A 20552-nucleotide genomic window follows, 5' to 3' on the forward strand; every position below is an offset into this window, starting at 1 on the left:
TAACGAGTTACGAAAATCACCCTTTAGGAACAATAGCAAGGAGCGGAAAGCCGTTAAGATGATTGCAGCAGTTCCTCCCAAGAGCAGTTAGTTAGGGCTAAATGGCAGCTCGAATCAAAATGACCTCAATACTTCCTCGAAATCTCAGCGTTGTCATCCGTCCAATCCAATACCGGGATTTGGATGGAATTGAGCGAATAACTCAAGAGTCATCAAATGACCCCTCATCTAAAGGGGCTAGCTTCGACATACGCCAGATGCAAGGGCTGCGCCGCTGGTATGGGTTGCTCAAATGTTTGAGTTGGTTTCCTAACCCATTACAGTATCAGTTCTGTGCCTATGTAGCAGAGCAAGGGCGTATGCTTCTAGGAATGATTCAAGTGTCGCCGTTTAACCGTACACGCAGTACTTGGCGGGTTGACCAGGTAATGCTGGATCGTGCTGCTGACAAGCAAGGAATTGGCTCACAACTTTTACGCCATTGCTTTGAGTCGATTTTAGAAGCTCGCACTTGGTTATTAGAAGTCAATGTCAATGATAAAGAGGCGCTGGCGCTTTATCGCCAAAATGGATTTCAGCGTCTAGCTGAAATGACCTACTGGGAAATTGAACCGCAATTGCTGACGGAATTAGCCCAAGCCGAGCCAGATTTGCCCAATTTGTTACCAGTGAGTAATGCCGATGCTCAGTTGCTTTATCAACTAGATACAGCATCAATGCCCCCTTTGGTGCGTCAAGTGTTCGATCGCAACACCCGCGACTTCAAAACTAGTTTGTTCGGTGCTTTATGTGATGCCGTCAAACAATGGGTAACTAAAATAGAAGTGGTGAGTGGGTATGTGTTTGAACCCCAACGCAAAGCGGCTATAGGCTACTTTCAGATACAACTTGACCGCAAAGGTGAATCTCCTCATGTGGCAACTTTGACGGTTCACCCTGCTTATACCTGGCTGTATCCAGAGTTACTTTCTCAACTAGCTCGCATTGCTCAAGATTTTCCCCAGCAAGGTTTACAGTTGGCTTCGTCAGACTACCAAGCAGAACGAGAAGAATACTTAGAACGCATCGGGGCAAAGCGCATAGAACATACATTGATCATGTCTCGCTCAGTTTGGCACAAGCTGCGGGAGTCTAAATTTGTCTCTTTAGAAGGAATTCAGTGGACTGAGGTGCTACAAGGTCTACAACCGGCACGTAAACCGATACCGGGTGGGATGTCATGGGGACAACAAAGGCAACTACCAGCCTCAGATAGACCTGTGCCAAGTAAATCAGAATCTGTGAGCTTTGCATGTAACAACTGTACCAACGAGGTTTCTTGCCAGTCTGAGTCATCAGATGTCAAGCAGGAGAATTAATGTGACGCCCCAAGAGCAACCAAAACCGTTTATTTCCGCATTGGGGTTAGATGTCGGGCGCAAGCGTGTTGGTGTGGCTGGATGCGATCGCACTGGTTTGATTGCCACAGGTATTACCACAGTCGAGCGCACAACTTTTGAAAAAGATGTTGAGCAAATACGACAAATCGTTAATCAGCGTGAAGTGCAAGTTTTGGTAGTCGGTTTGCCTTATTCAATGGATGGTTCTTTAGGCTTTCAAGCGCGTCATGTGCAGAAATTTACCACTAGACTTGCTAAAGCTCTCAAACTCCCTGTGGAATATGTAGATGAGCGGTTAACATCATTTCAAGCAGAACAACTGCTAATAGCTGAAAATCGCTCTCCATCACGCAATAAAGGCTTGATTGACCGCAAGGCAGCATCTTTAATATTACAACAATGGCTCGATACAAGACGAGCCAGTTTTCCAAGCACCGTAGTAGCCGTAGAGTATTGATACGTTTTAACATGATATTCTGAAAGCTATTACCCAGTAGTTGTATTTTCGTCTGAAACTATTTGCTTGACATTATTTGTCATTAAACAGTGAAGCGATTTTCACATCTGCTGGTACTTATAAAGTTTGATAATTCCCTTATGTTTTCCTCCCCATTTCCCGAAGAAAATGATCACGCTCAAACAAGTACTATCACCTTGAGCGATGAAACAGGGCGAACTCTCGAATGTTATATCGAGCGATCGCTCTCAGTTGATGAACAAGAATTCGTTTTACTGCTTCCTGTAGACTCACCCATAGAAATTTTTGCTTGGCAAGGTGAAGACGAGGAAGAAGAGGCAATTCTAGTAGACGATGATGCCGTCATTGAGCGAATTTTTAGTACTGCTCAAGCTGTCTTAGCTGAGCAAAATCTGATATTAAAACACACTGCCTATGCTTTGACAGTAGAGGGTGAATTACCGCCTGCTGAAGAATCAGAACTTTTCACCTTAGAAATCGAAGACGAAGAGGCAGATTTAGAGCCAGAGCAATTACAGCTACTTACTAGCTTCTATTTTGAAGACCAAGAGTATGCCATTTATACTCCTCTAGATCCACTGCTGTTTTTTGCACGCATCTCAAAAACAGGTCAACCTGTATTATTGTCTCCAGAAGAGTTTCGTGAAGTACAACCACTCTTAGAAGAACACCTTTTTAATGAAGTGGAATAAGCTTAAAAATTAAAAATTAAAAATTAAATTTTTTTTTAATTGAGAATTTTTAATTATATTTGAATAAGCTTTGGGCATCTGTCAAACAGATGCTCAGCCACTAGTGTAGCCAAGTAGAAGAAAAGCTTTTATACCAATTCTCTAGAATGAGGCAACACATTCAAACCCCGAAAGCCATGCCATATTTGAGTACAGACGATTCGGCGAATCGTCTCTACAATTACGAATTACGAATTACGAATTGGTATTACACTGAGCTTTTAGCCTTTTTTAACTAGATGGTAATTTTTGCAGTACTGCACTAAGGGTTGCTTACACTAAATTGTGGTTAGACATAGCACTATTTCTGCCCCTTTGCTCCCCTGCACCCCTGCACCCCTGCTCTTATTCAGGATTGCCTTACCTACCCTTCAGTTGTTTACGATTGACCTTTGACTATGACCTGGAACAAGTTCTTACAGCCTGACTTGATTTTAGAAGGTTCCGTGTTGACCCTGACACCAGACATTATTCAACAATACGGGCTGAAGGGGCTGGTATTGGATGTAGATGAAACTTTAGTACCGATGAGAGTAGGGGTAGCTTCGCCAGAATTACAACAGTGGGTAGAGCAAATCCGCAGTTGTACAGCGTTGTGTTTGGTGAGTAATAACCTGAGTGAAGCACGTATTGGTGGCATTGCCCGCTCTCTGAATTTGCCATACTTCCTCGGTGCGGCCAAGCCTTCACGACGCAAAATTAGAGCCGCACTCAAAGCTATGGATCTGCCAGTACAGCAAGTAGGGATGGTAGGCGATCGCTTGTTTACCGATGTCCTAGCAGGTAATCGCTTAGGTATGTTTACTATTTTGGTTGAACCAATCGTCCATCCTGATGTAGCTTTACGCTCTCATCCCATACGTAACTTTGAAGTTTGGATTTCTGAAATCTTGGGAGCCTCGATTACTCCCGAACATAAGAAAATTCATAAACATTGACAAATCGTCAGGAAACTAAATCTAAAAAAATAATTAAGAAAACTTAACAGTATTGAAAAATCGGAGATTATAAATATTAATAACATGGGGTCAGCCAAAAAAGACCCTAGTCGATACTAAATAAATATAAGCCCGTAAAGCGTCAGTCTTCACCTATAGAAGCGCTGGCGCTTTACAATTTTTTTAGTTAGTTGTTAGTTGTCAGTTGTTATTAGCTACTGACCACTGACCACTGACTACTCAATAGGGTTCGGATAAGCATTTTAAACTCACAATAGGGTTTGAGGAAAAGGTTACTGGGCTTGGGTTAAAGGTTTTTCTTCCCCTTTTCCCTTTCCCCTTTCCCCTTTAACCGAACCGTATTGACTGACCACTGACCACTGACCACTGACCACTGACCAATGACCAAAACAATTGTCGTCAAAATTGGCACTTCTAGCCTCACTCAACCAGGAACTGGACAACTGGCACTTTCAACTATTGCCACCTTGGCGGAAACGCTTTGTTATTTGAGACAGCAAGGTCATCGGGTGATTTTAGTATCTTCTGGTGCTGTGGGTGTGGGTTGTGCGCGGTTAGGCTTAACCGAACGTCCCAAAGCGATCGCTCTCAAACAGGCTGTAGCAGCAGTGGGTCAAGGTCGGCTAATGCGCGTATATGACGATTTGTTTACAACTTTACAACAGCCAATTGCCCAAGTTTTACTGACTCGCAGCGATTTAGTACAGCGCAGCCGTTATCTCAACGTCTACAACACCTTTGGCGAACTGCTGGGACTAGGAGTGATTCCCGTAGTGAATGAGAATGATACAGTAGCAGTCGATGAACTGAAATTTGGCGATAATGACACCCTCTCAGCATTAGTTGCTAGTTTAGTCCAAGCAGATTGGCTATTTTTGCTCACCGATGTAGACAGGCTTTACTCAGCCGATCCGCGTTCTGTACCCGATGCCCAACCCATAGCCTTGGTGAGTAACATGAAAGAATTAGCAGAATTAGGCATACAAACAGGTACTCAAGGTTCGCAATGGGGTACTGGCGGGATGGTGACAAAAATTTCCGCAGCCAGAATTGCGATCGCAGCTGGAGTACGTACCGTAATTACCGAAGGGCGATTTCCCCGCAATATCGAAAAAATTTTACAAGGGGAACCACTGGGGACTCACTTTCAGCCACAACCCGAACCAACTTCTGCCCGTAAACGTTGGATAGCTTACGGACTATTGCCTGCTGGAAAATTATATTTAGATGCAGGTGCGATCGCTGCGATCGCCCAAGCAGGAAAATCATTATTAGCAGCGGGAATTAAAGCTGTAGAAGGAGAGTTTGAGACTCAAGAAGCGGTGCAATTATGCGACAGTAGCGGCAACGAAATTGCTAGAGGACTTGTGAACTATAGCAGCGATGAACTACAAAAGATTCGTGGTTGCCATTCTAGAGAAATTCCTACGATTTTGGGCTATGTAGGTGCAGAAACTGTGGTTCACCGAGATAATTTAGTTCTCACTTAAACAAAATATTTACAAGAAAAAACCCCTTTATCAATTGGGGTTTTTGCTACATTAGCCGCATATTTTTCACTGGAGGAATTCCTATTCATCAAGCTATATGATGATAGTTTTTGCCAAATAAGTAAAAGGTAGGAAAATCCCACCTTGTTGCAGAGCATATTGTTTAGCCCGAATTAACTATCACACACCAATTTGACAAAAGTATTGCGATTTGATGACGTTAGTATTAACATATAGCGCTTTTCAACAAGCGTGAAGTCAGCTACTCCCACCCGCTTTATTGGACACCCTCTTAGGGATTTCCAAGAAATAAATTATACATCTTGCGGCTTTGGACATCCTACCTGCCCTAAATATGAAAGACAGGTGGGGACACTCCGAAGTTTGCAAGGGCGGGGGAAACCCCCCTTTGGGTGACGCTCGCAAGCTCGCTAACGCCAGTCTCCTGCAAAGGGAAACCCTCCCGCAGTTCTCCATCCCACAAGAAAAGGCTATTTTTGAGGATGAAAGTCCCCTAGAGACTGAAAAATGAGAGATTGAAGCGATCGCTAGTGTTTCTTGTACGAAGTTTTTTCAATCTGTGCAAGATATCTATCTGGCCCACTTATAACAGTAAAGTAGAAAAACTGGTGATCAACGCTGATGCACTTAGAATACCTCAGAAAAGCAAAATACAAGAAAAATGGCTCAAAATTTTAATAGGAATTCTCAATTTACCTCAGAAATCCCAACTCCACAAGGTCGCACAGCAAACCCCATTACTGAGTTCTATTCTATTTTTTCGGAAGCAGAAGTTTTAGGAATAATTAAAGCATTAGAAGTCAACAGAGAAATACCTCTAAAGTATTCTTACAAAGGTAGAGGTGCGACAATTTGGGATACTTTTTATTTAAAAAATATTATTCCTAAATGGTATCGGCCATCAAGCGTAGAAATTGACCTGTTAAAGCAGAATTTTACATATATTAATGGCAATCTTCAAGAATGTCAAAAATTAAATATTATAGATGTAGGTTCAGGCAACTCTTATCCAGTTAAAGAATTTATCAAAAACCTGATTCAAATGGAGAGACTGAATCAATATATTGCATTAGATATTAGTGAGGAATTACTCAAAGTATCTCGAAAAAACTTTCAGAAATGGTTTCCATTCATCGAGTATAAGAGTTACACAATTGATATAGAAAATAGTTGTATTCCCCAATTTTTTATAAAAAATCAAGCTAAACTTGAAACTCTTGATACTGCTAATTTATTTTTACACTTAGGTGTCACAATTGGAAACCATAAAAATAGAACCCAAGTCTTCAAGAATTTCAGAGACAGCATGGGGAAGAATGATTTTCTGGTTTTCACTAATGAGATTGGTTCTAACTCTCAATGGGATGGTATAGCCAGAGGTGGCTGTAAGTATCATGCAGAACAAATTTATGAATGGATTAAAAGTCAGATTGGCATTAGCTCTGAAGATTGTGAACTGGTCAGGAAATATGATTTAGCAACAGATAGTATAATTGCTAATATCAAACTTCATCATAGTTATACTCTCAACTTCAAATCTATGAAAATAGATAAGAGTATTCATCTCTCTAAAGGTGAAGAGATTACTATCTGGAGACATCATAAATTTGAACTACCAGAACTTTTGCAAGAAATAGAACAAGCAGGATTACAACTTGTTCACTATAGTACGAACAAATATTCATCACATATCATGGTAATTTGTAAACTTGCCAGTAACTAGCCTGAGTTATATGCGGAGTTGGGCTTAATTCACTTTAGGAAAATTTATGAATTCTACTGTTTCGACTTTCCAAACATCCTCTTAATAGACTAAGTAAAAAATGAAAGTTGGGGCGATCGCTTATTTTGAGATTATATCAGCCCCTTAACTCATCTTTACAAACCAACCCAACGAAAATCAAATGTATTTGTAGAAGTTTGTTCTATCTTAAATCCTTTTGGTGCAGTTTCAGGGTTAGTGCTATATTCTGCTTTATCTTCTTTTGCATTCCATTGGAAGTACACAGAACCAGTGGACACCAATTCACCTTCTTTGTTACGTAAATTCACAGCAGTTACTTTTGGTTCACCGTCTGCGTTGGTTGGTAGAATGCCAATAATACGATAATCATTCTTTCCGTCATCTGTACTATCTTCAATAGGCTTGTTTGATGGTATACCAAAAGGTTGAATGTACAAAGTTAGAGGTATCTTGGAATTAGTGTTATCAACTAAACGAAATGTTAATATTGTATCGGTACTATTAGTTACTTGAAAACTTGACAGGCTTTCTATATTACTAATATCAGGCTTACTTTCTTCCCACTCATCCGTAATTCCAGTATTATCGCAGTGTTGCCAAGCTACAACTTTGGCCTGTGAGCCGAGTTCAAATGACAAATATTTATCATTGATACTGTCATTGTCATCGCTACAATCAGCCTGGTATGAGTCCCCTATTTTATAGGTAGTTGCTGTACCCTCATAACTACTCTTTGTGTAAAAAATTGCTTCACTAGGTTCAGCAGAGTAGGATGCTGTGCTAAAGCAGATGACAAGCATAGCAGCAAGAAGCAAGACATATCTGAATTGACGGATCAATCGTACTGTTGTTTTGAGCATGGTCGCAATTCTCATGAGGTTGATATTAACTACTTTTCAAGTATCAATGAAAAGTTACTAAATAGGCTAAGAACCCCTCTCCAAACCTCTCCCCGAAACGGAGAGAGGCTTTGAAACCCCCATTCCCTCGTAGGGAACTCGGGGCCCCCATGAAATTCGGGCTAAACCCGAATTTCATGGGGATTAGGGTCAGGGGGGCTTGGGGGGTTAGGTTTTTAAGATTTTGATGTTAGCAATGATACTTTTCAAACAACCTCTAATGCGGCTAATCTCGCCTTCTTTATGGTTAATTTATTTCATCATCTTCTCGCTGATTTCCGTAAACATAATCCTGGTTTCGGCATTATTGACCTGAAAGCTTATTACCGTGGTTTCTGATATGGTCGTGAAATATTAAAAATACTTCCTCAAAAGCCTGAGCCTATTTTATTAGCCCAAATTTTTGCCAAGCTCACTTCTTGGGGACGTATTAATCCCCTTTCCACAGACGTTGAACCCTCGTAAATTGGCTAAGGTATTGATATTAAGAGGCTATAAAATGATAAGTAACACGATTGAAAAATATCTAAAATTATTTAAGGATTCTCCAAGCTCCAATGAATTATCAAAACTTTTAAAGGAGATGAACAAAGAATTTAAGACATCGCCTCCTTCAGTTAGCGAAGTGATTCAGGAGTTGGAAAAATATGCTTCAAATCCAGATTATCCTGGGGCTTCGTTTGTCATGATGGCAGCATGGAGTAACCTATCAAAGGATTACACACCTATACTTTGTCAAATCCTCAATGATGAGAGTAATAATGGTCTTCATGAATCAGTTATTGAACTTTTGGATGTATTACGCGATGAAAGAGCAATTCCTACATTATCCAAGGCATTGACATACCGATGGTCTTATGATGAATGGCTCAATGTGCCAAGAAAGTCTCTCCTAGCATTAGCAGAAATCGAAACTCCTGAAGCGAAGATGATTATAGAGTCGGCAGCTCAATCCCCTGAAGAACTAATTAGTGAAGATGCAAATCTGATATTAGACAATTGGTAAATTGATTAATCCACCAAGCATAAAATGCAAACAATACCTCCATACAAACAGCCATTCAACCAAAAATAACTATAAAATCTTGGTTAGTAGTCTCTTCAAATCAGACAAATCACCTATTTGCTTCAATCCTCTTGTGGTGTAGTTATCCTGTGGAGTCAGCTTTCGCCATAAGTCCTCATTTCACCCTGGCAGTGTGAGGCTAGACTATTGATGTAAAAATGCCGATAAAAGACAGATTCTAAACACGTGCCTTTGTTCAATATTTGAAAAATGCTGTGAGAAACTACGCAAAAGCTGATAGCGTCAAACAAAGGAAAATATTTTTGTGGAATTGACAGCTTGAAAACTCGTTCTAACTACTGGCAACTGCTACCCTATATCCGGCCACAGTGGCAAAACATTACGAAGGGATGTGTTGGTATCTTGGGATATGTACTGGCGACATTAATTTTGATTAATCTCGCGGGTAAATTGGCAACTCCCTTTGGACAAGGTAATGTAGTAGCGATCGCTCAACTAGCTGGAATTTTAGCCTTGGTGTTTCTTGTACGAGGTTTCTTTCAATCTGTACAAGATATCTACATGGCGAAAGCTGCTTTAAGAGTCGCTTTTAATCTCCGTAAGCAGGTATATACCCACCTACAAAAGCTGGATTTGAGCTATTTTGAAGCAGCAAAAGCAGGTGATTTATCTTACCGCCTCACCGAAGATGTTGACCGAGTAGGGGAAGTGGTAAATAAACTGTTTCACGATTTTATTCCCTGCGTTTTGCAGTTGGTGGCAATTCCCATTTACATGATTTACCTCAATTGGCAACTCACACTAGCGACAGTGATTGTTGCACCATTGATGGGGATTTTAATTGGCTGGTTCGGTGAAAGGTTACGCAAGTATTCTTTAAAAAGCCAAAATCGCGTGTCTGATTTATCGGCAATTCTCACAGAAGTTTTCAGCGGTATTCGTCTTGTAAAAGCTTTTGCTGCCGAATTTTATGAAATTTCCCGGTTTAGCTATGAGGCAGAACGCAGTTTTCAAGCAAAATATTCCGCAGAAAGGCTAAAAGCAATTCAAATTCCCATAGTAGGATTTTTAGAAGCTTTGAGTGCTTTATCTTTATTGTTGGTGGGAGCATGGCAAATTGCTCAAAACAACTTAACAGTGGGAGAGTTTTTCAGCTACCTTGCGGCTGCGGGATTATTAATTGACCCCATTGGTCATACTACTAATAACTACAACGAATTTAAGCAGGGTGAAGCATCAGTTGACCGCGTTTTTGAATTGATGGCTATTCAACCGACGGTACAAGAAAAGTCAAATGCCATTACTCTCCCCCCAGTCAAGGGGAAAGTGGAATATCATCATGTGTCCTTTGCCTACAAACCTGGTGAACCTGTTTTAAAAGATATCAGTTTGTTGGCATTGCCAGGAGAAGCGATCGCCCTTGTGGGTGCCTCTGGCGCTGGTAAAACCACATTTGTAAATCTCCTGCCTCGCTTTTATGACGCGGCATCTGGTGAAATATTCATAGACGGCGTTGATATTCGCAATGTCTCCCTTGAAAGTTTGCGGCGACAAATTGGTATTGTTCCCCAAGAAACCATCATGTTTTCTGGAACTATTGCCCAAAATATTGCTTTTGGACAAGATAACTTTGATATAGAAGCAGTAGCCGCAGCAGCCAAAATTGCTAATGCTCATCAATTTATTACCCAGCTACCAGAAGGTTATAATACCTGGGTAGGTGAACGGGGAGTCAATTTATCAGGTGGACAACGGCAAAGAATTGCGATCGCCCGTGCTGTTTTGCTGAACCCGCGGATTTTGATTCTTGATGAAGCCACATCTGCACTAGATTCTGAGTCAGAAGCGTTAGTACAGGAAGCACTGGAAAGACTCATGCACAACCGTACAGTGTTTATTATTGCTCATCGTCTGAGTACAGTGCGGCGATGCGATCGCATTTTAGTTTTAGAACAAGGACAAATTGTCGAATCAGGAACCCATGAAGAATTGTTAGCCCTTGAGCGTCGTTACGCCAGATTTTATGCTCAGCAATTTAGTTAGTTGTCATTTGTCAGTTGTCAGTTGTCAGTTGTCAGGAGTTCTCCCCTGCACCCCTGCACCCCTACTCCCCTGCTTCACTGCGCAAAGATGTTATTTGCTTTCTCTGTTCTTGTACCCAAGTTTCAAAGAGTTCATTCAAAAGACGCGCTTTCATGGGTTCGTCTAGTTGTGCTGGAATAAATTTCTCCAACCGTAGAATTACAAACCACTCAGCGATGCGAGTAGGAGGTAAGACTTGATTTGGTTGACTGCTAGAAAGCAGTTGTACCATTGCTGGATGCAGTGAATTCAGTTCAACCGGGCCAACTAAGCCACCAGTTTGGGCTTCTGGGCCGAGTGAATATTCCTTTGCCAGTTCTGCGAAGGTTTGTTCTTTTGCTTGAATGCGGAAGTAGAGTTCTTGGGTAATGCCTACATCTTGGGTTCGTAACAGGGAATAAATTACTTTGTCCAGTTTTGCTTTAGACTGAAAAAAATAGGATTCCAGTTTGTTACCCCAAGTAGCTTGTTTGAATTTTTCCAGTTTCAACTTCCGCACAGTAATAGTTTCTAACTGACTTGCAGTTAGGCCATGATAAGCCATCCATGCTTGAATTTCAGCTTCTTGTGTTAAATGTTTTTCAGCGTAGAACTGCTTTTTAGCCTGGTCTACTTCTTGCGGTGTACACTCTATTGGTGCGATCGCCTCGTCGATAATTAATTCCCGCAGTAATTGCGGCAGCATTTGGTAACTGGCTAGTAAAGGAATCAGTTCACTAGCCTTGATTGTCCGGTTGCCAATTTGGAGTGCTTCAGTGGTCATTATCTTTTAGGCACAATGTCTGCTTAGTTTTGCGCTCTTTGCTTATGAATGCTCAGCTAGCAGCTTGCAAAGCAGTTTTTGTACAGCTACCAGTTATAGCTTTAAAATTCTAATATAAAAAATATACAATTAATATAAAATTTTATCGCCGATTATACCTAGTTAGCTAAAAGCTAAAAATAGGAGAGTAATTTATAAATGATGACTGCAACAACGTGTTGCGCCTCTACACACTTACTGGTTAAGTTTAGTGTTAGCGATCGCCATTTTTAATTAAACACATCTGCAAAAATCTCAGCAGCGATCGCTTCATAGAAATTAATCAAGCTATCAACACAATTAGATATACAATTTTTATATGGAACAGCTTAGTGTATGTTTTTAGCCCGATGTAGCCAATACCAAAGCTTTGAAATTTAGGATGAAAAATATGGGTTTGGTAAACAATTTCAAACAAAAGTGGGATTTGTTAGTAATTGGATACCGCTTTATGCAACTTGTCCAAGCTCCTTATGGTGATTTTGCTGGAGTTGGGCGACTGTCAAAGCTACTCAAAAAGCCTTCTAGCTTGCGAAAAGTTATAGAATTCATCTCGCGCTCTCAACAAGGTCAAAAAGCTTTGCAGGAACGCCCCCGTTTGGGAAAAGTCGATTTGCAGCAATTACACCAGTTACCAAAAAACACTCTGGGTTATCTCTATGCAGATCACATGCTCAAATGCGGTTTAACTCCACCTCAAACTCCAGAAGTTATTGATGAAAAGTCATTTCCCAGCATTCATCTTCTAGAAACCCATGATATTTGGCACGTCGTTACTAATTCTGACGTTACCATAGCCGGAGAAATTCAGTTAGAAGCATTTTATGTAGCACAAATTTATCCATACCCTCTATTTTTGGCACTGCTTGCCAAAAATTTATTGAAAACTGCGATTGAAGATATTGAACTCTCTGAACAACACATGAATGCATTAGTTCAGGGATGGTTACTAGGAAAACAAGCAAAACCCCTGTTTGGCATTCAATGGAATACTTTATGGGAAACTCCCATAGATGAATTGCGTACTGAGTTAAATATTAATCAACAGATAGGTAAAACACCAGAAAAAGTTGCAGTGGCTTCTTGATTTTTCTGGAATTTGGGGCGATCGCATTGATCAAAAGTCATATTAGAAGTGCAAAGTATGGAACAACCATAGTAGCGCTTTTCAAGTGGGTAAAAATCTTAGTGAAAAATTCCTCTTTCGTCTCTTACCTCTGTGTTCTTAGTGCCTCTGCGGTTCAATAAATAATTTTAAACCGCAGAGGCGCAGAGGAGGACACTTCCGTGCGGAGGTTCCCTCCGTTGAGGAAAGTGTCCGTCGCGCATAGAGAAAAATAAATTTTACGATTAGTTTTGAAAAGCATTTATAAATATAATATATGTTCTTGTTCAGCCGAGATTTATCTGTCCTGAATACTAACGAGAAACACACTCAAAATAATATAAATTTGTGATTTACGCAGAGCAATGTAATTGTCTCTTGAAGAGAGGATTTCTGAGTGAAGATTCTAGTTGAAGCGATTGTGCGAAGTGAGATTGAGTCAGAAAACCTGCTTTGCAGTCAACTCTTTATACAGCCATACGAATTAACGAACTGTTTCTCGTGTTAATTCGGCATCAATGGGTTTGATTAGGTAAAGCCGCAACATATTCCAGATGATAGCAGTAATTGGGGGGATTTTCTGGAAAAATTTGACAATCTTGGGACGTTTACTTTGGTTAATTGCTGTTAGCTTGAGACTATTTTCGCAACACTGTTCTAACCGCCAGAAAAATGACGGGTGATTGGTATTCAAGATGAGAGGAAATGCCCGTGCAGAAGTGTTATTTGTCTCTTGAATTACTTTGTTATTGTATTTGCGGGGATGGATGCCAATAGATTCGTAGAATGTTGCCCGTTCAAATACTGTAATTGTGTGGGTAACAAACACACTCAGCAAGAAGAAACGCACCCACAACCTTGCTCTCCAATTGTTCCATAGCTGAGGTTGCGATCGCAGCAGTGCTTTGAAGAAATCCCCATGTCGATTTTCGTCCTGACACCAACTCTCAAATTTGCGGAAGAGCGGATAAAACTGATATTCTGGGTTCGCTTCCATGTGGCGATGCACTAAGATATAGCGCCAGTAACCAATTTTCTCCGATAGATATACTGTGTAAATAACCCACTCTGGCGGGAAAAAAGTATATGTGCGATGCTTGGTTAAATAGCTTAAATCTAACGAGAGATTCAAATCTGCCATTGACTTATTGAGAAATCCCGCATGGCGTGCTTCATCCCGCGCCAAAAAATCGAAAGCATCTGCCAATAGGGGATTTCGCTCTTTGAGTCGGCGAGATAACTCTTTGAACAAAAGAAAACCCGAAAATTCTGAAGTGCAAGAACGTTCTAAGAAATCAATAAAAGCGCGGCGTTTTTCTCCAGTAATATGATCCCAATTCTGCTTAAACTCCTCATCGCGCACGAAGTGATGGCGGTTATAGTCAGCACGTAATTCTTCAATAACTGCCCGTAACTCAGTTTCATTTGCCGAAACATCTAAATTCGCCACTGCTTCAAAGTCAGTGGTGTAAAACCTGGGTGTTAACAACGTTTCCTGAACAGGTGCCTTAACACCTGGCTTCAGCAACTGCAGCTCTGGGGTTTCGAGAGACTTGATCATGAAACTCCTTTATATTATTTTATGCTTCAAAAGTTATATAAGCATAAAATGCTGTTGCAACACATCAGTTAAATTATTGAAAAGCAATTTGAGACAAATACCTGAAGGGAGCGGCGGGGGAGCAGGGGAGCGGGGGTGATGGGGTGATGGAGTGATGGGGAGATGGGAAGAATAACAAATGACAACTGACAACTAACAACTGACAACTAACAACTAACTCATTCAGCACTCTTTCAATATACAAAAAGCAGTATCATGAAAGTCAAATCAATGGCATTAGTGGCTAGGGATTTATGCAAATTCTATAGAGAACTTCCAGTTGTTCAAAATGTTAGTTTTACCCTCAATCCTCAGGAAATTCTCGGTCTTTTAGGGCCAAATGGAGCGGGGAAAACAACAACGGTAGGAATGCTTTACGGAGCAGTAATTCCCAGTGGTGGATTTGTGCAATTGGGGTCTTGGAATGTGCATCGTCAAGGTCGCCAAGTCCGTACTCACATGGGAATTGTCACACAAGATGATAACTTAGACCCGGAGTTCACGGTTTTTCAGAATCTCATTCACTTTGCCCATCACTATCGCTTGGTTGGTAAAGCCGCAAAGCACAGGGTTGGGGAATTATTAGAGCGAGTGGGATTGGAAAATTATGCTAAGCATCATCTGGATGAGCTTTCTGGGGGACTGAAGCGGCGGGTAGTCTTAGCCCGTGCTTTAATTAACCATCCTCAAGTTGTGTTTTTAGATGAGCCAACAACAGGTTTAGATCCAGATGCACGACAAGATTTTTGGAAATTAGTCAGTCAACTAAAACAAGATGGCTGTGGAGTATTACTCACGACTCATTATATGGATGAAGCACAACGATTGTGCGATCGCCTGCTATTACTTCAGCAAGGACAAGTGATTGACCAAGGTAGCCCTATAGAACTAATTGATCGTATTGTCGGACAAGAAATAGTAGAAATCGCAGGTGTAGCAGAATCTATTTTGCAACAGCTAGCGATGTCAGCAGGAACTTGGTATCGCCCGTTCGGTAACAGTTATCTGGTAACTTTACCTGCAAACAATCCCAATCTTTTATGGGAACAACTTGTCGCTACACAGCCTATCAGCCTAACTCGGCGACGAACTAATTTAGAAGATGTGTTTCTTAGACTTACTGGTATTTCATTGAGATGAAGTTGAATTCAAGTATTACTCTTTGGGGTGTCTATTCTGTCTGGCGTCGTAATGCCAAGGTGTACCAAAATACTTGGTTAGTTAACTTGCTACCGCCAATTTTAGAACCCTTAATTTATTTGGTGGCTTTTGGTTACGGCTTAACTCCCTTAGTGGGAGAAATAACTTATGGCGGACGAACCATTAGTTATCTAGAATTTCTCGCTCCAGGAATGATCGCGATCGGAATTCTCAATCAATCTTATTATGAAGGTGCTTATAATAGCTTCATCCGTTTGAAGTTTCAAAAAATTTGGCAAGCATTATTGACGGCACCGCTAACATTTACTGAGGTGTTTTTAGGAGAGTGGCTTTGGGCTGCAACTCGCGGTTTGATAGCTGGTCTAGTAACTGCAATCATAGTATGTTTCTGGGGATTATATTCAAGTTGGCACCTGCTTTTGTCTTTACCCCTGATTTGTTTAGGTTGTCTTGTGTTTGCAGCAATGGGACTGCTGACGGCGGGAATTGTCCGAAAAGTAGACCAATTAAACGTACCTACTTTTTTATTGCTTGTGCCGATGTTTACAATCTGCGGCACTTATTTTCCTCGTAATACACTTCCTCCCATACTCGAAAAAGTAGCAACTGTATTGCCTTTAGCGGCTTTTGTCGATTTATTACGCTGGCCTTTCAGTTTACCAGAGTGGTGGTTAGCGGCATTAATATGGTTGTTGCTATTAATGGGTGGCTGCATCTGGCTAGCTTGGAAACAAATTTACCCTCAGTTATTTCGCTAAACAGGAATGACACAAAGAAAAGCACTAACTTTTGATATTAAGGTTTTTGGGGTGTAGGGTGTAGAGAATTAAGAAGAGTAAGCCGGCGTTTCACACTGCTCAATGCAATGTTTCTTAGCACTTAGCACTACACCCAATTAGCCACCCCCCAACACAATGACAGATTATACATTTTGCCCTCTTTGCAGACATTCTTTTAAATGCTGGCTTTGTCGTGGTTTTCCAATTTGGCAAGATTAGTTAAAAAACTGGCAAGAACTCTATCTATTGTCTGTTTGGAAGTAGGCAACACAACTTCATGGTGGGCAATATAGTCTATGCCAGCTTCCGGGTGAGTATTGGTTTCAACAAAGGGATTGTTAGTGGCTGAAATGTCAAATTTGTAGAGTTGAAATTGTATTGCTACAGGCTGGTGATTAGTTACAAACCATCCAAAAGAATTGGTTTTTTCTATGTTAGCCACAGAAGCAAGCATTACTAGCGATCGCTCACTGTTTGTTTTACATGTTCCCCTTACACCTGATGAGTCTGAATGCCCAGCAGGGGGTTTTTGATCTTTGGGTGGTTGATACCCAGCTAGTGCAGTCTGTCCCATACTTAAGAACATACTTAAAAAGCAACTTGTTAAAACTTTAGGATTCAAAATTTTCTTAAAGAGACTTTTTTCGTATACTCTTGTGAATTTGCTTTCTTTTTTGTAGGTATAGACTACTCTAAATATTAAATTGTCTACTTCTAGTCGAGATGATTTAGTCATCGTTTTTTTTCCTTCGGTTTGACGCCAATTAAATATTTTAAAATCTTCAAAATTCTCGATTGTCCAATCAAATTAGCTTTACAAAAATGCATATATTATTAACTATGCATTTTTTAATCAAGCATATATTTGATTATAGCTTTTTTACAAACTATATAGTAATTTTTAGCTTTTTTAGGTTCTTTGTTCAATATATTTATATGGAAAAATAAGTAGATATGCATGGCGATAATCACGATAGACATATTTTTATATTGCTATAGTTTATAAAATTTAACTTATCAGTAAGTATCAAATACTAGGAATTAATAAGTTTTAGCTAAGTCTATTAATGTCTACTAATTTATCAGTAATTTAATACTAATTCTACGTAAGGTTATGCTTGATTCTTACACTAGCTAGATCTAATACCAAGTTGTGTTCAGAGATAGTAGCTTATGGAGTAGGGGAGTAGAGGGGAAGAAATCGTACTACTTCAAACAGAAACTTAGTATAAAAATACAATTATGAAAACTCCACACTACTTGCATGTTTAGAGTTTGCTACCGACTGTCAATAAAGTATATTTGTGTAAAAATTTCATTTGAAATAATTGCCAAAATAAAACTTGGGCATAGGCCAAGATAACTCACAAAGAGTACCCTTAGGAGAAAGTGGTACTCGCCGAAATTTCCCTTTCAATTGTCGAGCTAAATTTCTAAACTGTTGTGTTCCCCGGCCTTCTTTAGATGAATTACCTCCTAAACCATCATCAATAATGCTGAGAGTGTACCAGCCTTCAGATGAATAGCAAGTAACTTCCAGACGTGTGACTCCCATAGCATGTTTACCCACATTGCATAAAGCTTCTTCCAAAAATCGGCACAGCCCCCGCTTTTGTTCCATATTCAAGACCCGCTCATTTATAGGTTCAAAAGCTCTGATTTTAACTTTGATAGTTTCAAAACAGGGTAATTCTCTTTCTAAGGTAGAATTATAAACTTGATAGAGAATTTCATGAAGAGGGTCTCGCAAATTTAGTACTAGACTTTTACCTAAATAAAGACTAGTCTCTTGGTCAATAGGTTCCCTTTGTAAATATTCATAAATTCCCCTTAACTCGTGGTTCAATTTTTCAAGTTCTTTTTCTAGTTCTAGGAGCAAGTCGTTCATTGGTAACTCTTTGTCTCGAACTAGTTTCAAAACTTTAGCGAGGCTTTGCAGGGGGCCATTATGAATTTTTACAAATGTGCGCTCAATAATAGTTTGTCTTGCTCTAATTCCAGAACGCAAAGCTTGATCGTATTGATATAAAGCTGTGATTTCCATTCCATTTAAAGCTAAAACAAGGAGTGTCGGTATCAGCGGAACCCACCAACCCAAAAGCAGAAGTAAATAACAAAATATCAGTAGGCTACAGCTAGCGATCACAACAACTAATAGACTGGTAAGAGGCGATTTAGTGAGCCTAGCAATGGCAATTCCAAGCAAACCCCAAGTCAAAATCCATAGATATTCCCATCCATCTTGCCAAGTATTTAACAGTGGTCTAGAATCAAGCGCCGCGCTGATAATTTGGCTAACAGCATGTGCTTGAATTTCTACTCCATAAACTCGTCCTGGTGCAGATTCGATAGATTCAATGGCTGAAGTAGGGATAAAATCTTTACGGCTAGGGGAAGTTATGCCAATAATGACTATGCGATCGCGTATCCAGTCTGGATTAAATTTATCGCTTTTGAGATCATACAAAGATAAAGTTCTAAATTGTTCTCGACCACTGCGAAAATTCAGTAGTACCTGAACTCCACCTGCATCAGTTCGGATATATCCCCCAGAATTAGTTAAAAACCTGGGTATTTCAGTCTTACCGAATCTGATAGCAGCGCGATCGCGAATACCATTTTCTATACTAATACCTTGATTACTTAAATATAATGCTGCCAGACTTAGAGATAAAGATAACTTATAACCTTTGCTTGTGGGTGTACTTAACAAGCTACGCCTTAATTTGCCATCGCTATCTGTAATTTGATCGGCAAAACCAAGCTGTTCAGGTGATAATCCTGGTGGTGGAGCAATTTCATCAGGTAATACTTTTTCAATACCAATTATATTTTTGAAACTTTGAAAAACTCTAACCAATTCTGGATGACCAGGATTAACTGGAAAATCCCTATAAATATCAAGACCAATAGCTCTTGGTTTATAACTCTGCAATTTTAACAGCAACTGTGCCAAGTCGTGATCTGATAGAGGAAAATCTGCACGAGTGTTGATATCGTCTTCATTAATCCCTAAAATTACAATCCGTTTATCTCTAGGTTCATGGGGGCGTAGTCGAAGAAAATTATCAAAAGCCATCCACTCTAAAGATTGCATTAAACCAGCTAGACGAGCAATCATCACCAGCACAATCACTGCAATACCTGGTAATGCACCTACACGCCATATAGCAATTTCTTCTTTAATTGTTCTCCAACGTTCAGGCTTCATAAACGTCCACCTTCACTTTTTGCTGTTAATTAGCCTTGAACTATCAGCCATTAATCATTAACTGAGAACTTATGCAATTAACACACTAATACCAAAGTGATGATTGTGAAGAGTCAATAGTTAGAAATCAAGCTATTTTTAGTCTTTTAACTATTGCTGATACCAGCATAATGACTACAAAAATTGTATAATTTATCTCAACTATCAATCAATTAATCCTTCTTCTCTAGCCCGGATTTCAGTTTGAATTCGGATATTTTTACCCTCTTCAGGATAAACACTTAAAGCATCTTGCAGCTTACTCCAGTAATGACGCACCATTCGTTCAGACATACACATACGTTCAGCAATTGCTTTATCTTGCAATCCTTCCTCAAATGCTAAAGTCAGCACCCTGAGCCACTCTGGTTTAACTTCTAAGACAGAATGTATTCCTTTAATATCTTTTGTATGAGTTAAGCCCTGTAATGCCCAATCAACTCTGGTCAACATTTCCTGAGTCGATAGGCTTTTATCAGCGACTGTAAAGCCTCCTTTGTGACTATCAATATCAGGTCTAACCCTCACCAGGGTTCTCACATTAGCACTTTGGACAACAATATTTAAGTTGGGATAGTTTTTCATCAAAGTTCTTAAAAGTTGAACCCCTATATCAGGTCGAGCTGTCATTCCAGAGTTATCTGGAATCGAAAGATCCATCACAACCAGATCTGGCTGTGAGGTAGTAATTTGATTAAGAGCATTCTTAGCATTGATTGCAATGATGAATTCAGCGTCAGGGTATTGCTTTTGTAGCACATTCGCAGTTCCAGCTAAAACTGATTCGTGGTCATCAATTACTAGAATTTTTAGCAATGCTTTCTCTGTACAAGTTTGTTTCATAACTAACAGCCTACAGATGAAGTAGGTAAAGATTAACTGTTTATTTTGAAATCAATCCATACATATTTTTTGATATACAGCACTTACGTCAGTATAGTAGATTTTTTTATGAAGCTGTCAAAATTCAAAAGCAGAGCCGGAGTTTTAGCAGTCTCCGGTCAATAGTCTAAAAAACCTTGTTTTTGACCATGAACTGTTGAAT

At 40.0% G+C, this 20552-nt stretch carries 17 protein-coding genes and 1 pseudogene; 12 read left to right on the top strand and 6 right to left on the bottom strand.

Annotation, left to right across the window (positions count from 1 at the left end; all coding sequences use genetic code 11):
* Window positions 1-101 precede the first annotated feature (101 nt).
* The 6 genes from I8748_RS11875 (at window position 102) to I8748_RS11900 (ending at window position 6781) form a co-directional block, all read left to right on the top strand.
* Window positions 102-1358: a GNAT family N-acetyltransferase gene (locus tag I8748_RS11875; protein WP_198124786.1), complete on the top strand. Its 1257-nt coding sequence runs from the start codon at window positions 102-104 to the stop codon at window positions 1356-1358.
* Window positions 1339-1836 (top strand): Holliday junction resolvase RuvX, encoded by a 498-nt coding sequence (gene ruvX / locus I8748_RS11880; RefSeq protein WP_198124787.1) that lies wholly within the window; start codon window positions 1339-1341, stop codon window positions 1834-1836. The genes I8748_RS11875 and ruvX overlap by 20 nt, the downstream gene beginning before the upstream one ends.
* A gap of 140 nt (window positions 1837-1976) precedes the next feature.
* On the top strand, window positions 1977-2549 hold the full coding sequence (locus I8748_RS11885; protein WP_198124788.1) for a DUF3727 domain-containing protein: 573 nt from the start codon (window positions 1977-1979) through the stop codon (window positions 2547-2549).
* 437 nt (window positions 2550-2986) lie between these two features.
* Entirely contained in the window at window positions 2987-3526 is a 540-nt protein-coding gene (locus I8748_RS11890) for a YqeG family HAD IIIA-type phosphatase (RefSeq protein WP_198124789.1), read from the top strand.
* 401 nt (window positions 3527-3927) lie between these two features.
* Entirely contained in the window at window positions 3928-5037 is a 1110-nt protein-coding gene (gene proB / locus I8748_RS11895; RefSeq protein WP_198124790.1) for a glutamate 5-kinase, read from the top strand.
* Between the two features lie 682 nt (window positions 5038-5719).
* Entirely contained in the window at window positions 5720-6781 is a 1062-nt protein-coding gene (locus I8748_RS11900) for an L-histidine N(alpha)-methyltransferase (RefSeq protein WP_198124791.1), read from the top strand.
* A 155-nt stretch (window positions 6782-6936) separates the two neighbouring features.
* Here I8748_RS11900 and I8748_RS11905 read toward each other — a convergent pair whose 3' ends face one another.
* Window positions 6937-7677, bottom strand: coding sequence for a beta/gamma crystallin domain-containing protein (locus I8748_RS11905; protein ID WP_214662525.1), 741 nt, complete (start codon window positions 7675-7677; stop codon window positions 6937-6939).
* Between the two features lie 210 nt (window positions 7678-7887).
* Here I8748_RS11905 and I8748_RS11910 point away from each other — a divergent pair.
* The 3 genes and pseudogenes from I8748_RS11910 to I8748_RS11920 all read left to right on the top strand — a co-directional run.
* Window positions 7888-8166 (top strand): annotated as a pseudogene (locus I8748_RS11910) (IS4 family transposase); the annotation flags it as partial.
* A 118-nt stretch (window positions 8167-8284) separates the two neighbouring features.
* Window positions 8285-8707 (top strand): HEAT repeat domain-containing protein, encoded by a 423-nt coding sequence (locus I8748_RS11915; RefSeq protein WP_214662526.1) that lies wholly within the window; start codon window positions 8285-8287, stop codon window positions 8705-8707.
* A 339-nt stretch (window positions 8708-9046) separates the two neighbouring features.
* Complete coding sequence (locus I8748_RS11920; protein WP_198124794.1) at window positions 9047-10771, top strand: ABC transporter ATP-binding protein; 1725 nt, start codon at window positions 9047-9049, stop codon at window positions 10769-10771.
* Between the two features lie 61 nt (window positions 10772-10832).
* Here I8748_RS11920 and I8748_RS11925 read toward each other — a convergent pair whose 3' ends face one another.
* Window positions 10833-11573: a peptidylprolyl isomerase gene (locus I8748_RS11925; protein WP_198124795.1), complete on the bottom strand. Its 741-nt coding sequence runs from the start codon at window positions 11571-11573 to the stop codon at window positions 10833-10835.
* Window positions 11574-12003: 430 nt separating this feature from the next.
* Between I8748_RS11925 and I8748_RS11930 the strand changes: the two genes are divergently transcribed.
* A complete protein-coding gene (locus I8748_RS11930; protein WP_198124796.1) occupies window positions 12004-12699 on the top strand; it encodes a Coq4 family protein in 696 nt (231 codons plus the stop codon).
* A 502-nt stretch (window positions 12700-13201) separates the two neighbouring features.
* Here I8748_RS11930 and acsF read toward each other — a convergent pair.
* Window positions 13202-14278, bottom strand: coding sequence for a magnesium-protoporphyrin IX monomethyl ester (oxidative) cyclase (gene acsF, locus I8748_RS11935; RefSeq protein WP_198124797.1), 1077 nt, complete (start codon window positions 14276-14278; stop codon window positions 13202-13204).
* 255 nt (window positions 14279-14533) lie between these two features.
* Here acsF and I8748_RS11940 point away from each other — a divergent pair, with 255 nt between their 5' ends.
* Entirely contained in the window at window positions 14534-15457 is a 924-nt protein-coding gene (locus I8748_RS11940; protein ID WP_198124798.1) for an ABC transporter ATP-binding protein, read from the top strand.
* Window positions 15454-16236, top strand: coding sequence for an ABC transporter permease (locus I8748_RS11945; RefSeq protein ID WP_198124799.1), 783 nt, complete (start codon window positions 15454-15456; stop codon window positions 16234-16236). Before I8748_RS11940 ends, I8748_RS11945 begins: the two co-directional genes overlap by 4 nt.
* A gap of 196 nt (window positions 16237-16432) precedes the next feature.
* On the opposite strand, the gene I8748_RS11950 is transcribed toward I8748_RS11945, so the two are convergent.
* The 3 genes from I8748_RS11950 to I8748_RS11960 all read right to left on the bottom strand — a co-directional run bounded on the left by I8748_RS11950 (window position 16433) and on the right by I8748_RS11960 (window position 20350).
* Complete coding sequence (locus tag I8748_RS11950) at window positions 16433-16993, bottom strand: hypothetical protein (protein WP_198124800.1); 561 nt, start codon at window positions 16991-16993, stop codon at window positions 16433-16435.
* 579 nt (window positions 16994-17572) lie between these two features.
* The gene (locus tag I8748_RS11955) at window positions 17573-19468 is read right to left on the bottom strand and encodes a CHASE2 domain-containing protein (protein ID WP_198124801.1); all 1896 of its coding nucleotides are present in this window, start codon (window positions 19466-19468) and stop codon (window positions 17573-17575) included.
* Window positions 19469-19672: 204 nt separating this feature from the next.
* Window positions 19673-20350, bottom strand: coding sequence for a response regulator (locus I8748_RS11960; RefSeq protein ID WP_198124802.1), 678 nt, complete (start codon window positions 20348-20350; stop codon window positions 19673-19675).
* Window positions 20351-20552: the final 202 nt, after the last annotated feature.

Origin of the sequence: Amazonocrinis nigriterrae CENA67, from assembly GCF_016056305.1 — a bacterium.
GTDB lineage: Bacteria > Cyanobacteriota > Cyanobacteriia > Cyanobacteriales > Nostocaceae > Amazonocrinis > Amazonocrinis nigriterrae.

Bases quoted from the DNA above. Each gene is read 5' to 3' on its own strand.
- I8748_RS11875 (WP_198124786.1), top strand. From the start codon at position 102: ATGGCAGCTCGAATCAAAATGACCTCAATACTTCCTCGAAATCTCAGC.
- I8748_RS11930 (WP_198124796.1), top strand. From the start codon at position 12,004: ATGGGTTTGGTAAACAATTTCAAACAAAAGTGGGATTTGTTAGTAATT.
- proB (WP_198124790.1), top strand. From the start codon at position 3,928: ATGACCAAAACAATTGTCGTCAAAATTGGCACTTCTAGCCTCACTCAA.
- I8748_RS11950 (WP_198124800.1), bottom strand. From the start codon at position 16,993: ATGACTAAATCATCTCGACTAGAAGTAGACAATTTAATATTTAGAGTA.
- I8748_RS11955 (WP_198124801.1), bottom strand. From the start codon at position 19,468: ATGAAGCCTGAACGTTGGAGAACAATTAAAGAAGAAATTGCTATATGG.
- acsF (WP_198124797.1), bottom strand. From the start codon at position 14,278: ATGATCAAGTCTCTCGAAACCCCAGAGCTGCAGTTGCTGAAGCCAGGT.
- I8748_RS11925 (WP_198124795.1), bottom strand. From the start codon at position 11,573: ATGACCACTGAAGCACTCCAAATTGGCAACCGGACAATCAAGGCTAGT.
- I8748_RS11890 (WP_198124789.1), top strand. From the start codon at position 2,987: ATGACCTGGAACAAGTTCTTACAGCCTGACTTGATTTTAGAAGGTTCC.
- I8748_RS11915 (WP_214662526.1), top strand. From the start codon at position 8,285: ATGAACAAAGAATTTAAGACATCGCCTCCTTCAGTTAGCGAAGTGATT.
- I8748_RS11900 (WP_198124791.1), top strand. From the start codon at position 5,720: ATGGCTCAAAATTTTAATAGGAATTCTCAATTTACCTCAGAAATCCCA.
- I8748_RS11940 (WP_198124798.1), top strand. From the start codon at position 14,534: ATGAAAGTCAAATCAATGGCATTAGTGGCTAGGGATTTATGCAAATTC.
- I8748_RS11905 (WP_214662525.1), bottom strand. From the start codon at position 7,677: ATGAGAATTGCGACCATGCTCAAAACAACAGTACGATTGATCCGTCAA.
- I8748_RS11945 (WP_198124799.1), top strand. From the start codon at position 15,454: ATGAAGTTGAATTCAAGTATTACTCTTTGGGGTGTCTATTCTGTCTGG.
- I8748_RS11960 (WP_198124802.1), bottom strand. From the start codon at position 20,350: ATGAAACAAACTTGTACAGAGAAAGCATTGCTAAAAATTCTAGTAATT.
- ruvX (WP_198124787.1), top strand. From the start codon at position 1,339: ATGTCAAGCAGGAGAATTAATGTGACGCCCCAAGAGCAACCAAAACCG.
- I8748_RS11885 (WP_198124788.1), top strand. From the start codon at position 1,977: ATGTTTTCCTCCCCATTTCCCGAAGAAAATGATCACGCTCAAACAAGT.